Genomic DNA, 12831 nt, shown 5'->3' with positions numbered 1-12831 from the left:
CCCGCCCATGACCTCCTCCGCCCTGCACATCGCCATCGCCGGCCCCGTCGCCCGCGTCACGCTCAACCGCCCCGAAGTCCGCAACGCCTTCAACGAGGGCCTGATCGCCGAACTGACCGCGGCCTTCACCGAGCTCGGCGCGCGTGAGGACCTGCGCGCCATCGTGCTGGCCGCCGAAGGCAAGGCCTTCTGCGCCGGTGCCGACCTGAACTGGATGAAGGCCATGGCCGGCTACTCGTGGGAAGAGAACCACGCCGACGCCACCCGCCTGGCCGACATGCTGTGGGCGATCTACAGCTGCCCGCTGCCCGTCATCGCGCGCGTGCAGGGCGACGTCTACGCCGGCGGCGTGGGCCTGGTGGCCTGCGCAGACATCGTCGTGGCGGTCGACACTGCGGGCTTCTGCCTGTCGGAAGCGAAGCTCGGGCTCCTTCCCGCCACCATCGGCCCCTATGTCGTCAAGGCGCTGGGCGAGCAGGCCTCGCGGCGCTACTTCGTGACGGCCGAGCGCTTCGACGCAGCCCAGGCGCAGCGCCTGGGCCTGGTGCACGAGGTCGTGGCCGCCGAGGCGCTGGACGCCAAGGTCGACGAGCTCGTTGCCGCCATCACGGCCAACGGCCCCGCCGCCGTGCGGGCCTGCAAGCGCCTGGTCAAGGACGTGGCCGCGCGCGAGATCACGCCCGAACTGCGCGACGACACGGCGCGCCGCATCGCCGACATCCGCGCCAGCGCCGAGGGCCGCGAGGGCGTGCAGAGCTTCCTCAACAAGTCCAGGCCCTCCTGGCTGCCCGGATGAACCTCGACGCAACCCACCTGCTCGCGCTGGCCGCCGCCCTCGGCTGGGCCAGCGGCCTGCGCCTGTACCTGACGGTGCTGCTCGTCGGCATCGCCGGGCACTGGGGCTGGATCGACCTCCCGCCCAGCCTGCAGGTGCTGGGTTCGCCCTGGGTGATGGCCTGCGCCGCCGTGCTGGCCCTGGTGGAATTCGGGGCCGACAAGATCCCGCTCGTCGACAGCGCCTGGGATGGCCTGCACACCTTCATCCGCATCCCCGCCGGGGCGGCCCTGGTGGCCGGCCTCGTCAGCGGCTGGGCCGGCGACCAGGGCCAGGCCTGGGGCGTGGTGGCCGCCCTGCTCGGCGGCGGCCTGGCCGCCACGGCCCACGCCGCCAAGGCCAGCACGCGCGCGGCAGCCAACACCTCGCCCGAGCCCTTCTCCAACCTCGGCCTGTCCCTGCTGGGCGACGTGGCCGTGCCGGGCATGCTGTGGCTGGCCTGGGCGCACCCGCTCCTGTTCTTCCCGCTGCTGGCCCTGGCCCTCGCCGTCATGGCCACGCTGATCTGGTTCTGCTTCAAGTTCCTGCGCGCCCTCCTGCGGCGCGTGCGACGCCCTGCTTCCGCATGACCTCCCTCCAAGACCGCAGCCGCGCCGCCGTGTGGCACCCCTGCACCCAGATGGCCCGGCTGGCCGACCTGCCGCCCCTGCCCATCGCCCGCGGCGAGGGCCCGTGGCTCTTCGACACCGAGGGCCGCCGCTACTTCGACGCCAACGCGTCGTGGTGGGTCAATCTCTTCGGCCACAGCGACCGGGCCCTGCACGACGCCATCAAGGCCCAGCTCGACACCCTGCCCCACGTGATGCTGGCCGGCTGCACCCACGAGCCGGCGGTGCGCCTGGCCGAGCGCCTGTCCGCGCGCACCGGTGGGGCGCTCGGACACGCGTTCTTCGGCAGCGACGGCGCCAGCGCCGTGGAGATCGCGCTCAAGCAGAGCTTCCACAGCTGGAAGAACCGCGGCCGGCCGGCCAAGCGCGAGTTCGTCTGCCTGAAGAACAGCTACCACGGCGAGACGCTCGGCGCTTTAAGCGTGACCGACGTGCAGGTCTTCCGCGACGCCTACGACCCGCTGCTGATGCGGGCTCACATCGTCGCCTCACCCGATGCCCGGCTGGGCAACGAAGCCCAGGCGCTGACGGCGATGCGCGCGCTGCTGGCCGAGCGCCATGCCCACATCGCCTGCGTGATCGTCGAGCCGCTGGTGCAAGGCGCGGCCGGCATGGTGATGCACTCGCCCGACTACCTGCGCGGCCTCCGGGAGCTGACGCGGGAGTTCGGCGTGCACCTCATCGCCGACGAGATCGCGGTGGGCTGTGGGCGCACCGGCACCTTCTTCGCTTGGGAGCAGACGCAAGCCGACTGGCCGGACTTCATCCTGCTCTCCAAGGGCATCACCGGCGGCACGATGGCGCTGTCGCTGGTGCTGACCACCGACGAGGTGTTCGACGCCTTCTGGAGCGAGGACGTGACGCGGGGCTTCCTGCACTCGCACTCCTACACCGGCAACCCGCTGGCCTGCGCGGCGGCCAACGCGGTGCTGGACCGCTTCGACGCCGGCCAGCTCGAGGACAACCGCGCCCAGGCCGAACGGCTGGCCCGCGCTTTCGCGCCCTTGACCTCGCGCATGGCCCACCTGCGCCAACGCGGCATGATCCTGGCCTTCGATGTGCCGAACGCGCCTGCGCGCTTCGCCGAGACCTTCCACCTGAAGGCCCGCGCCCACGAACTGCTGATCCGACCGATTGGCAGCACCGTCTACCTCATGCCCCCCTACCTGATCGACGACGCGACCGCGGCCTTCCTGGCCGGGGCCGTGACGCAAACGTTGGACGATCTGCTGAACGATGTCCCTGCTTGACCACCTGAACACCAAGCTCGCCGCGCTCTCGGCGCAGAGCCTCAGGCGCAGCCTGCGCCGCGCCGACACCGGCACCGCGCCGCGCCAGACCGTCGATGGCCGCCCGCTGCTGATGTTCTGCTCCAACGACTATCTCGGCCTGGCCGCCGAACCCGCCATCGCCAAGGCCCTGGCCGAAGGCGCGCGCCGCTGGGGCGGCGGCTCGGGCGCCTCGCCCCTGGTCAGCGGCCACAGCGCCGCCCACGAGGCCGTCGCCGACACCCTCGCCCGCTGGTATGCGCCCCACATCCCCGAGGCCCGCGCCATCGGCTTCTGCACCGGCTACATGGCCAACCTGGCCGTCGTGACGGCCCTGGGCGACGAGCACGCGGAGATCTTTTCCGAACAGCTCAACCACGCGTCATTGATCGACGCCGCCCGCCTGTCCAAGGCCCGCGTCACGCGCTACGGCCATGCCGACGTGGCCGGCCTGCGCGCCCTGTTGGCGGCCAGCACCGCCCGGGTCAAGCTCATCGTCACGGACGCCGTCTTCAGCATGGACGGCGACCTGGCGCCGCTGCCCGAGCTGCTGGCGCTGGCCGAGGCCTTCGACGCCTGGCTCATCGTCGACGACGCCCATGGCTTCGGCGTGCTGGGCGCGACCGGCCGCGGCTCGCTGGAGCACTTCGGCCTGAGCAGCGAGCGCCTCATCCTCGTCGGCACGCTGGGCAAGGCCGCCGGCCTCGCGGGCGCCTTCGTCGCGGCCCACACGACCATCGTCGACTACCTGCTGCAGTCCGCCCGCAACTTCATCTTCTCGACCGCCTCGCCGCCCGCCATCGAGCATGCGCTGCTGACGAGCTTCGCCCTCATCGAGGGACCGCTGGGCGCCGCCCGCCGCGCCAACCTGCGGGCGCGGCAGACGCAGCTGCGCGACGGCCTGCTGGCGCTGATCGACCACCACCCGCGCCTGGGCTGGTCGCTGACCGATGCCGCCACGCCCATCCAGCCCCTGGTCGTCGGCGGCAATGCCGAGGTGATGGCCCTGGCCGCCGCGCTGGAGGCCGCCGGCCTGCGTGTGCCGGGCATCCGCCCGCCCACGGTCGCCCCCGGCACGGCACGGCTGCGCATCACGCTGTGCGGCACGCACACCGAGGCCGACGTGGACGCCCTGCTGGACGCGCTGCAGCGCGCCGCGGCGGCGCAGGAGCGGGCCGCATGACGCTCAAGGGCTTCTTCATCACCGGCACCGATACCGAGATCGGCAAGACCGCCGTCACGGCCGGCCTGGCGCACGCCTTCGCGCAGACGGGCCGGCGCGTCGCGGCGCTCAAGCCCGTCTCGGCCGGCCAGGACTTCGTCGACGGCCGCTGGCTCAACGACGACGTGGAGCGGCTGCGGGCCGCCGGCAACCTGGGCCTGTCGTCCGCCGAGGTCGGCGCCCTGCAGCTGCGCACCGCCTGTGCGCCCCACATCGCCGCCCGCATCGAGGAAGAGGCCATCGCCCGCGAACCGCTGCTGCATGCGCTGCGCTGGGTGGGCGGACGGGCCGACGTCGCCCTGGTCGAAGGCGTGGGGGGCTTTCGCGTGCCGCTCAACGACCACTGGGACACCGCCGACCTGGCCGCCGACCTGGGCCTGCCCGTCGTCCTCGTCGTCGGCCTGCGCCTGGGCTGCATCAACCACGCGCTGCTGACGGCCGAGGCCGTGCGCGCCCGCGGGCTGACGCTGGCCGCCTGGGTGGCCAACACGGTGGACGAGCGTCAGCCCCACGTCACCGAGAATCTGCAAGCTCTGCAGCGGGGCCTGCAAGCCCCCTGCCTCGGCCATGTGCCGCGCCTGGCCGACGCCGGCCACGCCACGATGGCCCGCCACCTCGCCCTCGAACCCCTGCTCGCCCACCTGCCCTCATGAACCAGATCCTCTCCCGCACCCCCACGACCGACGCCGACCGCCGCCAGGCCAGGCCCTGGACCGTCGACGAGGTGGCCGCCCTGTTCGAGCTGCCCTTCAACGACCTGCTCTTCCGCGCCCAGCAGGTGCACCGCGAGCACTTCGACGCCAACGCCGTGCAGCTGTCCACGCTGCTGTCCATCAAGACCGGCGGCTGCGAGGAGGACTGCAAGTACTGCCCGCAGTCGGCCCATTTCGACACGGGGCTCAAGGCCGAGAAGCTGCTGCCGCTGGACGAGGTGATGGAGGCGGCCCGCGCCGCCAAGGCCAACGGCGCCACGCGCTTCTGCATGGGCGCGGCCTGGCGCAGCCCCAAGCCGCGCCATCTGGAGGCCATCGGCACGATGATTTCCGAGGTCAAGGCCCTGGGCCTGGAGACCTGCCTGACCGCCGGCATGCTGGAAGACGGCCAGGCCGAGCAGCTCAAGGACGCGGGCCTGGACTACTACAACCACAACCTCGACACCTCGCCCGAGTTCTACGGCCAGATCATCACCACGCGCACCTACCAGGACCGCCTGGACACGCTGGAGCGCGTGCGCCAGCAGGGCATGAAGGTCTGCTCGGGCGGCATCGTCGGCATGGGCGAGACGCGGCGCCAGCGCGCCGGCCTCATCGTGCAGCTGGCCAACCTCGACCCCTACCCCGAGAGCGTGCCCATCAACAACCTCGTGCAGGTGGAAGGCACGCCGCTGGCTGGCACCGCGCCGCTGGACCCGCTGGAGTTCATCCGCACCATCGCCGTGGCGCGCATCACCATGCCCCGCGCCATGGTGCGCCTGTCCGCCGGCCGAGAGCAGATGCCCGAGACCATGCAGGCCCTGTGCTTCCTGGCCGGCGCCAACTCCATGTTCTACGGCGACAGGCTGCTCACCACCAGCAACCCGCAGGCCGAAAAGGACCGCGCGCTGCTGGCCCGGCTGGGCATGCGCTGCTCCACGGAGGCGGGCCTGGCCAGCGAGGCCGCCGCCAAGGTCGAACTCTGCAGGCACTGACATGCGGGCCGCCGTGTTGACCCTGATCGCCGCCGCCGGCCTGTCCGGTTGCGGCCTGCTCTACGACATCGGCCAGGACAAGGCCTTGCAGAACTGCGAGCGCGCCTACAGCGCCGCGGACCGCCAGGCCTGCCGCAAAGCCAACAGCCAGAGCTACGAGGACTACGAGAAGCGTCGGCAGGCCGCCAAGGAGGGCAAGGCCCCCTGACACCGACCGCTTGATCCTTGAGCCCCGGCGCCCGCCCCACGCTGGCAGCGCGCCGCCTCCACCCGCCCAGTTCACAAGACTTGGAGACAAGACGAGATGTTCAAGAAGATCCTCATCGCCAACCGGGGTGCTCGCGCCCGAGGCGCGGTCGCGACAGCGACAGCGACAAATTGCGGGATGACCGGCGCAGCCGGGCATGCAGGCGAGTTCACCCCGGAGACCCGCCGTGTTTAAGAAGATCCTCATCGCCAACCGGGGTGAAATCGCCTGCCGGGTGGCCGCGACCGCCCGCCGCCTCGGCATCCAGACTGTCGCCGTCTACTCCGAGGCCGATGCCCATGCCCAGCACGTCCAGGCCTGCGACGAGGCCGTGCTGATCGGCGGCCCCGCGCCGCGCGACTCCTACCTGCAGTGGGAGCGCATCCTGGCTGCCGCCAAGGCCACCGGCGCCGAGGCCGTGCACCCAGGCTACGGCTTCCTCAGCGAGAACGAGGCCTTCGCCCAGGCCTGCGCGGATGCGGGCGTGGTCTTCATCGGCCCGCCGCCGTCCGCCATCCAGGCCATGGGCCTGAAGGCCGAGTCCAAGCGGCTGATGGAGGCCGCGAAGGTGCCCCTGGTGCCCGGCTACCACGGCGCCGACCAGGACCCCGCCCTGCTCAAGCGCGAGGCCGACCGCATCGGCTACCCCGTGCTCATCAAGGCCAGCGCGGGCGGCGGCGGCAAAGGCATGCGCGCGGTCTTCAGCGCCGACGAGTTCGACGCGGCGCTGGCCTCCTGCCAGCGCGAGGCCATCAACAGCTTCGGCGACGACGCCGTGCTCATCGAGCGTTATGTGCAGCGCCCGCGCCACATCGAGATCCAGGTCTTCGGCGACACCCACGGCGACTGCGTCTACCTCTTCGAGCGCGACTGCTCCGTGCAACGCCGCCACCAGAAGGTGCTGGAAGAAGCCCCCGCCCCCGGCATGACGCCCGAGCGCCGCGCCCAGATGGGCGAGGCCGCCGTCGCCGCCGCCAAGGCGGTCGGTTATGTCGGCGCCGGCACCGTCGAGTTCATCGCGGAACAGGACGGTCGCTTCTACTTCATGGAGATGAACACGCGGCTGCAGGTCGAGCATCCGGTCACCGAGGCCATCACGGGCCAGGACCTGGTCGAGTGGCAGCTGCGCGTGGCTGCCGGCGAGCCGCTGCCGCTCAAGCAAGACGAGTTGACGATGCGCGGCCATGCCATCGAGGCGCGCATCTGTGCGGAGAACCCGGACGGCGGCTTCCTGCCCGCGACCGGCACGCTGGACGTGGCGCGCTGGCCCGCCCACGTCGCCTTCCAGCGGGGCGACGTCCGCATCGACGCCGGTGTGCGTGAAGGCGACGCGATCAGCCCCTACTACGACTCGATGATCGCCAAGCTCATCGTCTGGGGCGAGGACAGGGCCCAGGCCCTGGCGCGGCTGGACGCGGCACTGCGCGACACCCACGTCGTCGGCCTGCACACCAACGTGGCCTTCCTGCGCCGCTGCGCGGCCACGGCGTCGTTCTCGAACGCCGACCTGGACACCGGCCTGATCGAACGCGAGCGGGCCGTGCTCTTCGACCAGCCGGGCCTGCCGCTGCAAGTGAGCGCATCCGCCGTCGTCGCCCACACCCTGGCCGCCGAGGCCACGACGCAAGACGGCGACCCGTGGAGCGCCCGCGACGGATGGCGGCTGTTCGGCGCGGCGACGCGGCGCTTCGACCTGGAGGCCGGCGGCACCCACCACGAGGTGCTGCTGTCGCGCCACCACCGCGGCGGCATGGCGCTCACCGTCGAGGGCGAGTCCATCGACTTCGCCGTGCAATCGCTGGATGCCGAGACGCACGAACTCTTCCTCGGCGCCGAACGCGTCCGCGTGAAGACCTATGCCCACGGTGAGCGCGTGGCCGTCTTCGCCGCGAACGGCTCCGCCGTGCTGACCGAGGTGGACCTCATCGCCCATGCCGGCGACGGCGCGGCCGAAGGCGGGCGGCTCACCGCGCCCATGCCGGGCAAGCTGGTGGCCTTCCTCGCCAAGCCGGGCGACACCGTCACCCAGGGCCAGCCCCTGGCCGTCATGGAGGCGATGAAGATGGAGCACACCATCTCCGCGCCGCGCGACGGCGTCGTCGCCGAACTGCTGTTCGCCGTGGGCGACCAGGTGGGCGACGGCGCGGAACTGCTGAGGCTGCAGGCTTGACAATCCGCCCATGCTGCGCGTCCTGAAGGTCACTCACCGCCACAGCCAGCCGGCCGACGATCTGGCTTACTGGCTTTCGCGCCCGATGGCAGAGCGCATCGCCGCCGTGGAAACGCTGCGGCAGCAACTTCTGCCGCCCAACGAATCCGGCGATGCTGAACCAAGACTTCAAAGAGTTTGCCGAGTTGCTCAACGCTCACGGCGTTGAGTACCTGGTCGTCGGCGGCTATGCGCTGGCCGCGCATGGCCATCCGCGCTACACCGGCGCCATCGACTTCTGGGTTCGGCTCGAACCCACAAACGTGCAGCGGCTTCTCGATGCCTTGCAGGCGTTCGGATTTGCGTCGCTCGGCTTGCGGCCCGAGGACTTCGACGGCGACACCGTCCTCCAGCTCGGCCAGCCGCCGCGCCGAATCGACATCCTGACAGCCATCGACGGCGTGGACTTCGACGCCTGCTTCCAACGTCGGGAGTCCGCCATGCTTGGCGGCGTCACGCTCCACGTGATCGGCCGGTCAGACTTCATCACCAACAAGAAGGCCTCGGGCCGGCTGAAGGATCAGGCCGACCTCGAGGCCCTCGACCCACCACAGCCCTGAACCAAGCATGGACCTCCCCACCCACGTCAAGATCCTCGACGTCGGCCCCCGCGACGGGCTGCAGAACGAGAAGGAGAACGTCGCCACCGGGCACAAGGCGCGGCTCGTGGCGATGCTGCAGGACGCCGGGCTGAAGGAGATCGAGGTCACCAGCTTCGTGTCGCCGAAGTGGGTGCCGCAGATGGGCGACAACGCCGCCCTGATGGCGGCCATCGAGCGGCGGCCCGGCGTGCGCTACTCGGTGCTGGTGCCCAACATGAAGGGGCTGGAGCCGGCACTGGCCAGCCGGCCGGACGAGATCCTCGTCTTCACCGCGGCCAGCGAGGCCTTCACGCAGAAGAACATCAACTGCTCCATCGCCGAGAGCCTGGAGCGCTTCGCACCCGTCGTCGAGGGCGCCCATGCGGCGGGCCTGAAGGTGCGCGCGGCCCTGTCCTGCGCGCTGGGCTGCCCCTACGAGGGCGAGATCAGCGCCGACCAGGTCGAGGCCGTCGTGAAACCGCTGCGCGCCCTCGGCGTGGACGCCATCGACATCGCCGACACCATCGGCGTGGGCACGCCGCGCAAGGTGCAGGCGGCCATGGAGCGGGCGCTGAAGCACTTCCCGCTCGCCGAGGTGTCGGGCCACTTCCACGACACCTACGGCCAGGCGCTGACCAACATCTACGCCAGCCTGGAACTGGGCGTGCACAGCTTCCACGCCAGCGTCGCGGGCCTGGGCGGCTGCCCCTATGCCAAGGGCGCGACCGGCAATGTCGCGACCGAGGACGTGGTGTTCATGCTCGACGGCCTGGGCATCGCCACCGGCATCGACCTGGACCGGCTGGTCGATGCCGGCGCCTTCATCTCCGGCGTGCTGGGCCGCTCGCCGGTGTCGCGGGTGGCCCGGGCCGTGCTCGCCAAACGGGCCGGCTGAGCGGGCTCAGCCGAGGCGGTCCAGTGCCGTCTCGAGCTGGCCGCGTTCGAAGTCGCCCAGGCCGCGGCCCGCTCGGCGCAGGCGATCCACCAGGGCCGGCGTGCCCGCCTTGGCTTCGTCGAGCTTGCCGGCCACGCGCAGCAGCACCTGCAGGCGCTCGAAGCCGGCGTCCATGCCCTCGGCCGCGGCGATGACCTGTTCCACGCCGGCCGGCGCCAGCGCGGCGCGGTCGAGCAGGGTCGTCAAGGCCTCGCGCCGCTCGAAGCCGCCCTGGATGCCGGCCGCGGTGCGGGCATAGGCCTCCACGAGTTCAGGCTCGTCGCCGCGCAGTTGCCGGGCGACGGCGGCGAGGGCCTCACGCTTGTCGAAGTCGCCTTGCAAGCGGCCCGCGGCCTGCAGGGCACCGCGCAGCACGGGCGGCTGCGGCGTCGCTGCGACCTGGGTCTCGATGGCCGAGCGCAGATCGAAGTCGCCACCGATGCGGCCAAGCACCTGCTGCCAGGCCTCGACGACGGCCGGCGCCATCGACAGCCGGGGCGCCAGCGCGGCCAGGGCCTCGCGGCGGTCGAAGTCGCCGTCGATGCCCGCGGCCGCCTTCAGCCAGGCGAGCTGTGCCGCTTCAGCCAGCGGCAGTCGCGCGATGGCCACGAGGGCCTCGCGCCGGTCGAAGCCGCCACCGAGCAGGGCCGCGGCGGCGATCAGGCGGTCCAGCACCACGGGTGGCAGCGGCTCGCCGAGCTTGAGCACGGCCTCGACGCGCAGGCGGCGCGGGAAGTCCTCATGGGCCGCTTCGAGATCGGCAAGCACCGCGTCCATGCCGCCCTTGGCGAACAGCTTGCGGGCGCGCACCAGCGGGTCGGTCATGGCCTCCGACGTGCGGTGGACGGCCTGGCTCCACCATTGGCGCGCCGCCTCGTCCAGAGGCCGGCTCTCGCGGTCGACGCGGTAGTCGCGCTCGATGCGGCCGTCGGCCGAGGAGGTCAGCGTCATCTCGCGCAGGACGCCGCCCTCGCGCTCGCGCACGGCGAGGGTGCCGGTCAGCGTCTGCACGTCGTCCTCGGCATCGTTGAAGCCGACGCTGCCGTTGAGCTTGACCGCGAAACTGCCGCCCGGATAACGGCTGTAGATGCGCGTGCCCCCGTGCATCGAGAGGCCGTCGGCCAGCTCGCCGAGGTCGAAGCGCTCCAACAGCCCGCGCGCATCCGTGTGGCTGACCACCACCGCCGGCAACGCGACGAGGCCGGCCAGCATGGCCGCCAGCAGGCCCCAGCGCAGGGCACGGCGCTCGCGCGGCGCGGCGTCGCCCTCGCCATCGCCCTTGAGCAGCCGGCGCACCCGGGCCATCAGCGGCGAGCCCGGTGTCACCGCGCCGCAGGCCAGTGCCGGACCATGGTGCGGCCCGGCATCCTTCAGCGCCTGGGCGCAGCGCAGCAGGCTCTGGGCCAGCGCCAGGCGCTGGCCCGCGGGCGCGGCGGCGGCGGCATCGCAGGCCAGCTCGGCCAGCAGGTCCAGCCGCTGCCCGGCGATGCGGTTGAGCAGCTGCGGCCACAGCAGCGCACGCAGGGCCGCCGACAGCAAGCGCCAGGCCGGGTCGCGGCGGCGCAGGTGGGCGAGTTCGTGGCCGAGGACGGCGCGCGCCTCGTCGTCGGGGAGGTCCAGACACCAGGCCGGCAGGCACAGCACCCGGCCGGGCGCCATCAAGGGGCTGGCCCAGCCGCGGAGGGCCAGCCGCAGCGCGGGCCGCGCCACGCCCATCTCGCCCGCCCGCTGCGTGGCCAGGGCCTGCCAGCGCGCATCGGCCACAGGCGGCAGACGGCGCACGGTCCGGCGCAGCCAGGCCCACTGCAAGGCCAGCCGCGCCATCAGCAGCGCCGCGCCGGCCAGCCACAGCGCCACCAGGCCGATGGCCACGTCATGGGCCTGCGGCGCAAGACGGGTGGCCAAGGGCAAGGTGCCCAGCTGCGCCTGGGGAGCAGTCGCCACGGGTGCATCGACGACGCGGGAGGGCGGCTCGGCCACGGGTGCCGCGGCAGGCACGGCGGCGGGCACCGAGGAGACCGCATGCGCCGGCGGTGCCGGCTCGCCGGCCGGCAGGGCCGGCAGCAGCGGCAGGCTGGCGCTGACGAGGCCGCCGAGCAGGGCCAGGCGCCACAGCGCCTCCTGCGTCGAGGTGCCGAGGCGGCCCAGCAGGCCGGCGCGCTCGGCCGCCCAGAGGCCCGCGATGAGCAGGCTGCTGTGCAGCAGATAGCTGCACAGCCAAGTGAGCAGGACGTCAGTCATGGCCGGTCTCCTTGCGCTGCTTCAACAGGGCCTGCAGCTCCGCCAGTTCGCCGGCATCGACCCGCCTGGCGTCCAGCAGGTGGCTGACCAGGGCGCTGGCGCGGCCGGCGAACAGCCGGTCCACGAGGCTACCGACCATGGAGCGCTGCACCTCGGCCTCGCTGACGCGGGGCGTGTACAGCAGCGCCCGGCCCTCGCGCCGGCTGCAGACGAGGCCGCGCTTTTCCAGGCGGGTCAGCAGCGTCGCCACCGTCGTGTGGGCCAGGCCGCGCCCGCCGCGCAGGGCCTCGGCCACGTCGGCCGTGCTGGCCTCGCCGCGCGCCCACAGCACGCGCATCAGTTCGAGCTGCAGCTCGCTCAGCGATACGTCGCCGCTGCCGGTGTCTTCGTCCATGCGAATCTTCTACAGTTGTCGTACTACAAATGTAGAAGATCGCCATCGCTGGCGGCAAGTGCCTTTTGGCAGGGGTCAGGGCGCCGGGTGCCCGGGCGGATTGCGCAGCCGCTGGCTGAACCACCACAGGTGGCCGTCGGGGTCGACGCAGCCATAGCTGCGGTCACGCCAGTAGTCCGGGCCGTAGTCGTTTTCAGTCAGCTCGTAGGTGACGTTCGCACCCGCGGCGCGGGCCTGGGCGCAGTGGGCATCCACGTCGTCAACGTAGAGGAACAGCCCCTGGGTGTTGACGCCGCCGACCGTCCTGGGCGCACGGCCGGGCACGCCGAAGCGCGCCTCGCGCCCGGCGCCGCCTTCGCTCACCATGACGATGGCTTCGCCGAAGCGCAGCTCGCTGTGCATGACGCTGCCGTCGGGCGCATCGACGACGATCTCGGCCGTGAAGCCGAAGGCGCGCTGGTACCAGGCGATGGCCTCGCGGGCGTTCTCGCAGTACACGACCGAGGACAGGCGCGGCCAGCCGGGTGGTGGGGGTTTGGCGAAACCTGTGGTTTTCATCGGGGTCTCCAAGGTGCGGGGATGCGGTTCAATCCTCCCACCGACAT

Annotated in this window: 14 protein-coding genes; 11 read left to right on the top strand and 3 right to left on the bottom strand. The window is 72.1% G+C overall.

Annotation, left to right across the window (positions count from 1 at the left end):
• Nucleotides 1-7: 7 nt before the first annotated feature.
• From LXT12_RS19785 to LXT12_RS19735, 11 genes are all read left to right on the top strand, one after another.
• Nucleotides 8-796, top strand: a complete 789-nt coding sequence (locus LXT12_RS19785) for an enoyl-CoA hydratase/isomerase family protein (protein WP_233394018.1) — start codon at nt 8-10, stop codon at nt 794-796.
• Nucleotides 793-1404, top strand: a complete 612-nt coding sequence (locus LXT12_RS19780; protein ID WP_233394017.1) for a DUF4126 domain-containing protein — start codon at nt 793-795, stop codon at nt 1402-1404. Before LXT12_RS19785 ends, LXT12_RS19780 begins: the two co-directional genes overlap by 4 nt.
• Entirely contained in the window at nt 1401-2693 is a 1293-nt protein-coding gene (gene bioA, locus LXT12_RS19775; protein WP_233394016.1) for an adenosylmethionine--8-amino-7-oxononanoate transaminase, read from the top strand. Before LXT12_RS19780 ends, bioA begins: the two co-directional genes overlap by 4 nt.
• Nucleotides 2680-3894: an 8-amino-7-oxononanoate synthase gene (gene bioF / locus LXT12_RS19770; protein WP_233394015.1), complete on the top strand. Its 1215-nt coding sequence runs from the start codon at nt 2680-2682 to the stop codon at nt 3892-3894. The genes bioA and bioF overlap by 14 nt, the downstream gene beginning before the upstream one ends.
• Nucleotides 3891-4586, top strand: coding sequence for a dethiobiotin synthase (gene bioD / locus LXT12_RS19765; RefSeq protein WP_233394014.1), 696 nt, complete (start codon nt 3891-3893; stop codon nt 4584-4586). Before bioF ends, bioD begins: the two co-directional genes overlap by 4 nt.
• On the top strand, nt 4583-5620 hold the full coding sequence (bioB, locus tag LXT12_RS19760; RefSeq protein ID WP_233394013.1) for a biotin synthase BioB: 1038 nt from the start codon (nt 4583-4585) through the stop codon (nt 5618-5620). The genes bioD and bioB overlap by 4 nt, the downstream gene beginning before the upstream one ends.
• 13 nt (nt 5621-5633) lie before the next feature.
• Nucleotides 5634-5828: a hypothetical protein gene (locus LXT12_RS19755; RefSeq protein ID WP_233394012.1), complete on the top strand. Its 195-nt coding sequence runs from the start codon at nt 5634-5636 to the stop codon at nt 5826-5828.
• A 226-nt stretch (nt 5829-6054) separates the two neighbouring features.
• Nucleotides 6055-8037: an acetyl/propionyl/methylcrotonyl-CoA carboxylase subunit alpha gene (locus LXT12_RS19750; RefSeq protein WP_349255041.1), complete on the top strand. Its 1983-nt coding sequence runs from the start codon at nt 6055-6057 to the stop codon at nt 8035-8037.
• A 10-nt stretch (nt 8038-8047) separates the two neighbouring features.
• Nucleotides 8048-8245 carry a hypothetical protein gene (locus LXT12_RS19745; protein ID WP_233394010.1) on the top strand — a complete coding sequence of 66 codons (198 nt, stop codon included), beginning with the start codon at nt 8048-8050 and terminating at the stop codon, nt 8243-8245.
• Nucleotides 8190-8636, top strand: coding sequence for a hypothetical protein (locus tag LXT12_RS19740; RefSeq protein WP_233394009.1), 447 nt, complete (start codon nt 8190-8192; stop codon nt 8634-8636). The genes LXT12_RS19745 and LXT12_RS19740 overlap by 56 nt, the downstream gene beginning before the upstream one ends.
• 7 nt (nt 8637-8643) lie before the next feature.
• A complete protein-coding gene (locus LXT12_RS19735) occupies nt 8644-9552 on the top strand; it encodes a hydroxymethylglutaryl-CoA lyase (RefSeq protein ID WP_233394008.1) in 909 nt (302 codons plus the stop codon).
• Nucleotides 9553-9558: 6 nt separating this feature from the next.
• Here LXT12_RS19735 and LXT12_RS19730 read toward each other — a convergent pair whose 3' ends face one another.
• The 3 genes from LXT12_RS19730 to LXT12_RS19720 form a co-directional block, all read right to left on the bottom strand.
• A complete protein-coding gene (locus LXT12_RS19730) occupies nt 9559-11832 on the bottom strand; it encodes a M56 family metallopeptidase (RefSeq protein ID WP_233394007.1) in 2274 nt (757 codons plus the stop codon).
• On the bottom strand, nt 11825-12226 hold the full coding sequence (locus LXT12_RS19725) for a BlaI/MecI/CopY family transcriptional regulator (RefSeq protein ID WP_233394006.1): 402 nt from the start codon (nt 12224-12226) through the stop codon (nt 11825-11827). Before LXT12_RS19725 ends, LXT12_RS19730 begins: the two co-directional genes overlap by 8 nt.
• A gap of 75 nt (nt 12227-12301) precedes the next feature.
• Nucleotides 12302-12784 carry a VOC family protein gene (locus LXT12_RS19720; RefSeq protein WP_233394005.1) on the bottom strand — a complete coding sequence of 161 codons (483 nt, stop codon included), beginning with the start codon at nt 12782-12784 and terminating at the stop codon, nt 12302-12304.
• Nucleotides 12785-12831 lie beyond the last annotated feature (47 nt).

The organism is Pelomonas caseinilytica (assembly GCF_021353235.1).
GTDB lineage: Bacteria > Pseudomonadota > Gammaproteobacteria > Burkholderiales > Burkholderiaceae_C > Pelomonas > Pelomonas caseinilytica.
This window is presented reverse-complemented; position numbering and strand designations above follow the sequence as displayed.

Coding starts and splice junctions, on each gene's coding strand:
- bioA (WP_233394016.1), top strand. CDS start 1,401: ATGACCTCCCTCCAAGACCGCAGCCGCGCCGCCGTGTGGCACCCCTGC.
- LXT12_RS19780 (WP_233394017.1), top strand. CDS start 793: ATGAACCTCGACGCAACCCACCTGCTCGCGCTGGCCGCCGCCCTCGGC.
- LXT12_RS19740 (WP_233394009.1), top strand. CDS start 8,190: ATGCTGAACCAAGACTTCAAAGAGTTTGCCGAGTTGCTCAACGCTCAC.
- bioF (WP_233394015.1), top strand. CDS start 2,680: ATGTCCCTGCTTGACCACCTGAACACCAAGCTCGCCGCGCTCTCGGCG.
- LXT12_RS19745 (WP_233394010.1), top strand. CDS start 8,048: ATGCTGCGCGTCCTGAAGGTCACTCACCGCCACAGCCAGCCGGCCGAC.
- bioD (WP_233394014.1), top strand. CDS start 3,891: ATGACGCTCAAGGGCTTCTTCATCACCGGCACCGATACCGAGATCGGC.
- LXT12_RS19730 (WP_233394007.1), bottom strand. CDS start 11,832: ATGACTGACGTCCTGCTCACTTGGCTGTGCAGCTATCTGCTGCACAGC.
- LXT12_RS19720 (WP_233394005.1), bottom strand. CDS start 12,784: ATGAAAACCACAGGTTTCGCCAAACCCCCACCACCCGGCTGGCCGCGC.
- LXT12_RS19725 (WP_233394006.1), bottom strand. CDS start 12,226: ATGGACGAAGACACCGGCAGCGGCGACGTATCGCTGAGCGAGCTGCAG.
- bioB (WP_233394013.1), top strand. CDS start 4,583: ATGAACCAGATCCTCTCCCGCACCCCCACGACCGACGCCGACCGCCGC.
- LXT12_RS19735 (WP_233394008.1), top strand. CDS start 8,644: ATGGACCTCCCCACCCACGTCAAGATCCTCGACGTCGGCCCCCGCGAC.
- LXT12_RS19785 (WP_233394018.1), top strand. CDS start 8: ATGACCTCCTCCGCCCTGCACATCGCCATCGCCGGCCCCGTCGCCCGC.